The sequence below is a fragment of the Inquilinus limosus MP06 genome (genome assembly GCF_000767795.1).
Lineage (GTDB): Bacteria > Pseudomonadota > Alphaproteobacteria > DSM-16000 > Inquilinaceae > Inquilinus > Inquilinus limosus_E.
Window position 1 is genome coordinate 1 of record NZ_JANX01000335.1, and the last position, 6,947, is coordinate 6,947.

Below are 6,947 nucleotides of genomic sequence, written 5' to 3' on the forward strand. Positions count from 1 at the left end.
GCCGCCGACGTAATGGATCGGCGGCAGCGCCCGGTGGCCCTCCTCGAGGCACTCGATCAGCAGCGACAGGCCGCGGCCGATATCGTCGACATGGGTGAAGTCGAAGGTGTTCTCCGCGCCCTCGATCGAGATCGTGCCGCCGGTGGCGGCCGCGCGGGCGAAGGCGGGCACCACCCGATTGCCATGGTCGGCGGTCGAGCCGAAGACGTTGGAGAAGCGGACGATCGCAGTGGCCAGGCCATCCTCGCGGGCGCGGCCGACCGCCGCCTCGGCGGCCGCCTTCGAGCGGCCGTAGATGTTGAGAGGCCGCAGCGGCGCGTCCTCGGGCACCGGCAGCGCCGCCGCATCGCCATAGACTTCCCGGCTCGAGGCATAGATCACCCAGGGGCGGCGGTCGGCCGGCTGCTCCAGCGCCACCTGCAGCACGGCGCCGGTGCCGTTCACATTGACGTCCCAGCACAGCTCCGGGTTGCGCTCGCCATCGATGACGCGGGAGACCGCGGCGAGCGACAGGACGCCGTCGCACCCTTCCATGGCCTGCCGCAGCCGGTCGCGGTCGCGGATGTCGCCATGGCCGGGCGTCCCCGGATCATGGGCGATGTCGAAGGGCACCGGCCGGTGCCCGGCCTCGGCCAGGCGCCGCATCATCTCCGTGCCGATCAGCCCGCGCGAGCCGGTGACGAGGATCTTCATGGGGAGGTCTCTCGTGGTCATTGTTCCATGGGCGTCGGCGGAGCGTCGCCGGTCGGATCAGGCCGTTCGGAGCGGCGGCCATCCCTGGGCATGGGTCATTTCGTCATCCTCCATGGCGAAGGCCGCGGCAGACTCCCGTCGCCGCGCGGTTCCGTCCCGGACGCCGGACCGCTGATGGATCTCTCATGCCGCGCAACGGGACATTGCCGCTCGGAGGCGAATGTCTCGCCGCGAAACCTTCAGACCATCAGAGTTCAGGCCCGATGACTCAGGTTTCGCATTCAAACTTTTACGAATTTTCGTGTCAATGAAGTTTTTATAAGATCTTTGGGAGGGTTTTCTCAGGAAAACTCAAAGAGTTTGGCGATTTTGTGATCCGCGGTTGCTCAATGAAATCTTTTGACAACCGCTGGTGGCAGCATCCATCCGGCCGTCCGACATGAGGCGGGCGGCCGAAACGCGACGCGCCCGGCTCCCCTGTCGGGGCCGGGCGCGCCTGTCGATCGATGAGGGATGCGGGGAACGGGGCAGTGAGGCGGCCGGGCGTCAGCCCGCGGCGGCCTCCTCCACCGTCTGCTCGATCGCGCCGAAGATGGAATGGCCGTGGGCATCCTTCATCTCGATCCGCACCGTGTCGCCGAAGCGCAGGAAGGATGTCCTGGCCGCGCCCGACAGGATGGTCTCGACCATGCGCAGCTCGGCCAGGCAGGAGTAGCCGTGGCCGCCCTGGGTGATCGGCTTGCCCGGCCCGCCATCCGAGTCGCGGTTCGACACGGTGCCGGAGCCGATGATGGTGCCGGCGCCCAGCGGCCGGGTCTTGGCGGCATGGGCGACCAGGGTCGGGAAGTCGAAGGTCATGTCGACACCGGCATCGGCCCGGCCGAAGGGTGCGCCGTTCAGCTCGACCAGCAGCGGGCGGTGCAGCTTGCCGCCGTCCCAGGCGTCGCCCAGCTCGTCCGGGGTCACCGCCACGGGAGAGAAGGCGGAGGAGGGCTTGGACTGGAAGAAGCCGAAACCCTTGGCCAGCTCGGCCGGAATCAGGTTCCGCAGGGACACGTCGTTGACCAGCATCACCAGCTTGATCGCCTGCGCCGCGGCGTCGCGGCCGGCGCCCATCGGCACGTCGCCGGTGATCACCGCGACCTCGCCCTCCAGGTCGATGCCCCAGGCCTCGCTCTCCATCCGGATCGGGTCGCGCGGCGCCAGGAAGCTGTCGGACCCGCCCTGGTACATCAGCGGGTCGGTCCAGAAGCTCTCCGGCATCTCGGCGCCGCGGGCCTGCCGCACCAGCGCGACATGATTCACATAGGCCGACCCGTCGGCCCATTGATAGGCGCGGGGCAGGGGCGACAGGGCCTGGTGCTCGCGGAACCGGTCGCTGGGCACGGCGCCGAGCTCCAGGTCATGGGCCAGCGCCTCCAGCCGCGGCCGCAGCAGGTCCCAGTCATCCAGGGCGCGCTGCAGCGTCGGGGCGATGCCCCCGGCCACGGTGTAGCGGGTCAGGTCGCGTGAGACGACGACGAGGCGCCCGTCGCGCGACCCGTCCCTCAGGCTGGCGAGCTTCATCGGCCGGTGTCCTCCCGTTTGTCGAACTGTTTCTCCAGGCCGCTCCAGCAGGCCGGATAGTCATCCTGCAACGTCGGCAGCTCCGCTGCATAGCGGGTCAGCTGCTGCGGGAAGCGGGTCTCGAACATGAAGGCCATGGTGCCGGTCAGCTTCACCGGCTTCAGCTCGGCCGTGCTGGCCTTGGCGAAGGCGTCGGTATCGGGGCCGTGCGGCAGCATGCAGTTGTGCAGGCTCATGCCGCCGGGCAGGAAGCCCTCCTCCTTGGCGTCGTAGCGGCCATGGATCAGGCCCATGAACTCCGACATGATGTTCATGTGGTACCAGGGCGGCCGGAAGGAATGCTCGGCCACCAGCCACCGCTCCGGGAAGATCACGAAGTCGACATTGGCCGTGCCCGCCTCGCCCGACAGGGCGGTCAGCACCGTGAAGATCGACGGGTCGGGATGGTCGAAGGCGATGGCGCCGACCGGGGAAAAGGTCCGCAGATCATACTTGTAGGGGGCGTAGTTGCCGTGCCAGGCGACGACGTCGAGCGGCGAATGGCCGATGGTGGTCTCGTGGAAGCCGCCGCACCATTTGACGATGACGCGGTGCGGCGTGTCCCTCTCCTCATAGGCCGCGACCGGGGTCTTGAAGTCGCGCGGATTGGCCAGGCAGTTGGCGCCGATCGGGCCGCGGTCGGGCAGGGTGAACTTGGCGCCGTAATTCTCGCAGACATAGCCGCGCGACGGGCCGTCCGGCAGCTCGGCCTTGAACTTGGTGCCGCGCGGGATCACCGCGATCTCGGCCGGGCCGATCCCGATGACCCCGAGCTCGGTGACCAGGCGCAGCAATCCCTGCTGCGGCACGATCAGCAGCTCGCCATCGGCGTTGAAGAACACCTCGTCGGCCATCGACTCGGTGGCCAGGTAGACATGCGCGGCCATGCCGGCCTGGGTGAACACGTCGCCGGCCGTGGTCATGGTGCGCATGCCGGTCAGGAAGGTGAGCCTCTCGTCCGGGATCGGCGTCGGGTCCCAGCGCAGCTGGCCCAGCGGCCGGCCGTGGCGGACGACATGCGGCGCCGTCTTCCAATGCGGCAGCTCGATCTCCCGGAACCGGCCGACATGCTTCACCGACGGCCGCAGCCGGTACAGCCAGGACCGCTCATTGGTGCCGCGCGGCGCGGTGAAGGGCGAGCCGGAGAGCTGCTCGGCATAGAGGCCGTAGGCGCAGCGCTGCGGCGAGTTCTGGCCCTGGGGCAGGGCGCCCTCCAGGGCCTCGGTCTCGAAGTCGTTGCCGAATCCCGGCATGTAGCGGAGCGTCATCGCATCCTCCCGGCCTCATTCCGTCTTGCCGGGATGATCGTTTCATTTGAAACGAATAGCAACGCGAATCTGCGGCCGCCGGAAGCCGGCGGCCCGGGCCGAAGCTGGTCAGTCGTCGTTGACGGCGAGGCGCCGCAGCGGGGCGGGGGCGTGCAGGTCGGGCGGCATGCCGCGCCGGCGCCTGGCCGCCAGCAGCGATTCTGCGATCTCCTGCGACCGCACCGCCAGCACCGACAGCAGCGTGTCGCTGAGCCCGTGCGAGGTCTCGGACTGACCCTGCAGGTGGATCTGCGGCCGGAACTCGGGCCGGGTGCGCAACCGGTAGTCGCGGTCGACCGCGAAATCCTCGATCCAGGGGGCCAACGCCGACAGCAGCCGGCGCCCGCCGTCGCGCTCATAGCCGGTGGCCAGCACCACGGCGTCGTAGCCGCGCCGCCCGGCGGTCCCGGCGATGCCGTCGCGCAGGGCCATCCCGATCCCGTCCGCCCCGGCTTCGGCCTCCGTCACCTCGCTGCGGCCGCACAGGGCCAGCCGCGGCGCGCCCTGCACCTGCTGCTGGTAGAGGATGTCGTAGATCCGCTCGATCAGGTCGGCGTCGACCACCGCGTAATTGGTGTTGCGGAACTCGCGGATGATGGCGTCGCGCTGCGCCTCGCCCTGGCCGAAGACGTAGTCGGTGAAGCCGGGATTGAAGATCTCGTTGACGAAGGGGGTGTCGTCCGACGGCTTCAGCGCATGGCCGCGGAACACCAGGTCGATGCCGAGCTGCGGGAAACGGCCATGCAGGTCGAGCGTGATCTCCGCCGCGCTCTGGCCGCCGCCGATCACCGCCACCCGGGCGGATGGCTTCCGCGCCAGCCCGAGCCCGTGGATCCGGTCGAGATAGGCCGAGGAGTGGAACACCCGCGGATCGCCGCGCAGCCCGGCGAAGACCGAGGGAATGCGCGGGCTGCCGCCGGTGGCGACGACCAGGTTGTGCGCCCGGCGCACGGTCTCGCCGCCCGTGGCCGTGCGCGACCGCACGCGCAGGCCGACGACGGTGCCCTGCGCGGTCTCCGGCTCGACCGCCGTCACCTCCTCGCCATAGCTGCAATGCTCGGCGAAGCGGGCCGCCACCCAGCCGAGATAGTCGTTGAACTCGACCCGGCTGGGGAAGAAGGTCTTGCGGTTGATGAAGGCCTCCAGCCGGCCCTTCTGGTGCAGGTAGTTGACGAAGGTCAGCGGGCTGGTCGGGTCCCTGAGCGACACCAGGTCCTTGAGGAAGGAGATCTGCATGTCGCTGTCCGGCAGCAGCATGCCGCCATGCCAGGTGAAGCCGGGCTGCTTCTCGATGAAATGATGGCTCAGCGCCGCGCCGCGCTGGCGCAGCGCCTCGTCCAGCGCGATGGCCAGGGCCAGGTTGGACGGGCCGAAGCCGACGCCGACGACGTCGTGGATCGCGTCCTGGCTCATCGGCTCGGCACCGGCTGGGCGGCGGGGGCGGCCGGCAGCCACAGCCGGTCGAAGAAGAAGCGCTCGCGCAGCAGCATCACCAGCGCCGCCCGCTTGTGCGGGAAGTCGAAGGTCTTGATCCGGACGAAGCCGGAGGTCTCGAGGTTGCGGATCTGCTGGTGGTGCGCCGCCGCCGGCTCGCCGACGATGCGCTGGGTGCGGCAGTCGTCGAGCAGCATGTAGTGCGTCAGCGAGGGCAGCCAGGCGCTGATGAAGCCGCGGCCGCGATAGGCATCCTCGCCGACCACGACGTGCCAGCCGCGGTCGTAGTCCTGGACGTCGTAGAACGGCGCCAGCCGGTTCTCACGGGCCCAGTAGATCTCGAAATAGGCGAAGGGGACGCCGTCGAAGCTGGCGATCAGCGGCACCATATGCGGGTCGGCGATCAGCCCGGACAGATAGCGGCGATGCTTCTCCAGATCGCCGTCCTCGTTCCAGAAGGCGGCCACCCGCGGGTCGTTCATCCATTTGTGCAGATGCCCCAGATCCTCCTCCACCGTGGCGGCGCGGAAGGCCAGGGTCTGCTCCAGCCACGGGATCCAGCGGGCATAGACCGTGCCCTGCGGCTTCGGCGGGCGCTGCGGGTGGCGCTTGCCGTCGGTCATGACGTGGCGCTGCGGGAAGGCGGGCAGGTCCGGCCGGCCGTGCCAGAGATCGGCCTGCTGCATGAACAGCTCCGGCAGCACGGTCAGCGGGGCGGCCGGCGTCTCGACCGCGACGCCACGGCGGCGCAGCGTGTCGGCCAGTGCCGCGGTGCCGTCGCCGAGGTCGAGCGCCAGCCGCTCCAGTTCCGGATGCCAGCCGAAGGCGGCCTCGACGGCGGCGTTCAGGCCGCGCAGGGCCGTGCCGGGGGATCCGGCCGGCCCGGTCAGGGCCAGCCGTTCCCCGGCCGCGTCCAGGCGCAGCACCAGCGGCGCGGCGCCGGCCTGCCGCACCGTCAGCGAATCACCCTGTCGCGATGTGGTCATCGGGGCCTGGGTGGCGGCGTAGGACAGGAAGGTCGTGCCGGGCTGCGGAATGGGTATGGCGTCCATCGTCTTCTCCTTCCGCGGCCCCGGAACCCTGCCGGCTCCCGGCATGTCGGCGGCCGCCGGCAAGCAGCGGATTCGTCTCGTCTGATCGGGCCGCCGCTTCCCGGACGAGGGCCGGGAAGGGCGAAAACGGGCTTGACTTGCAGTGCAACTGCAAATCATTATCATTCATAGCCAGAAGGGAACGGGAAGTCCAGGCGTGTTGTCGGTCTCCCGATTTTCTCTTCAAGCCAACGAAAAGCGCTGAAGACCAAATCAAGATGCCAGGCCGAAACAATCCGGCAGGGCGTCGTGCGGCTGCGTCTGCGTAATTCGTAAAATTTTCTCTATCTCTGGATGCGATATCGGCGAGGAGTGCCAGATGGCCTTCGATCGGGACGACACCGTCTTTCACGTCGTGGTCAATCACGAGGAGCAATACTCGATCTGGCCCGACTACAAGGAGATCCCCGAGGGCTGGGTCGCCGTCGGCAAATCCGGCCCGAAGGCCGAATGCCTGGCCTATATCTCCGAGGTCTGGACCGACATGCGGCCGCTGTCGCTGCGCCGCCACATGGACGGCCCGGCCGCGACGGACGCCCCCGACGCCGCCCGGTGATCGGATGAGCGCGGTCGCCGTCCGGCTGTTCTGCCTGCCCTATTCGGGGGCCAGCGCCATGGTCTATGGCCGCTGGCGCCGGACGCTGCCGCCCTGGCTCGCGGTGCATCCGGTCGAACTGCCCGGCCGCGGCGCCCGCTCGGGCGAGCCCCTGGCGACCGATCTGCGCGGCCTCGCCGCCGCGCTGGCCGGGGAGATCGAGGGCGCGATCGACGGGCCCTACGCCCTGTTCGGCCACAGCCTGGGCAGCCTGCTGGCCTT

General features: G+C 69.3%; 7 protein-coding genes. 2 read left to right on the forward strand and 5 right to left on the reverse strand.

The window, feature by feature from the left end; all coding sequences use genetic code 11:
- The 5 genes from P409_RS22045 to P409_RS22065 all read right to left on the reverse strand — a co-directional run.
- Positions 1–693: NAD-dependent epimerase/dehydratase family protein (locus P409_RS22045; protein ID WP_034843721.1), on the reverse strand; the 693-nt coding region annotated here is incomplete at its 3' end.
- 546 nt (positions 694–1,239) lie between these two features.
- A complete protein-coding gene (locus tag P409_RS22050) occupies positions 1,240–2,259 on the reverse strand; it encodes a fumarylacetoacetate hydrolase family protein (RefSeq protein WP_034843723.1) in 1,020 nt (339 codons plus the stop codon).
- Entirely contained in the window at positions 2,256–3,566 is a 1,311-nt protein-coding gene (gene hmgA, locus P409_RS22055) for a homogentisate 1,2-dioxygenase (RefSeq protein WP_034843725.1), read from the reverse strand. The genes P409_RS22050 and hmgA overlap by 4 nt, the downstream gene beginning before the upstream one ends.
- A gap of 108 nt (positions 3,567–3,674) precedes the next feature.
- Positions 3,675–5,018, reverse strand: a complete 1,344-nt coding sequence (locus tag P409_RS22060) for a lysine N(6)-hydroxylase/L-ornithine N(5)-oxygenase family protein (RefSeq protein WP_034843737.1) — start codon at positions 5,016–5,018, stop codon at positions 3,675–3,677.
- Positions 5,015–6,091: a GNAT family N-acetyltransferase gene (locus P409_RS22065; protein ID WP_052121150.1), complete on the reverse strand. Its 1,077-nt coding sequence runs from the start codon at positions 6,089–6,091 to the stop codon at positions 5,015–5,017. Before P409_RS22065 ends, P409_RS22060 begins: the two co-directional genes overlap by 4 nt.
- Before the next feature lie 358 nt (positions 6,092–6,449).
- Here P409_RS22065 and P409_RS22070 point away from each other — a divergent pair, with 358 nt between their 5' ends.
- Together P409_RS22070 and P409_RS22075 are read left to right on the forward strand one after the other, a co-directional pair.
- Complete coding sequence (locus P409_RS22070; protein ID WP_034843728.1) at positions 6,450–6,686, forward strand: MbtH family protein; 237 nt, start codon at positions 6,450–6,452, stop codon at positions 6,684–6,686.
- 4 nt (positions 6,687–6,690) lie between these two features.
- On the forward strand, positions 6,691–6,947 hold a 257-nt coding region (locus P409_RS22075), incomplete at its 3' end, for a thioesterase II family protein (RefSeq protein ID WP_034843730.1).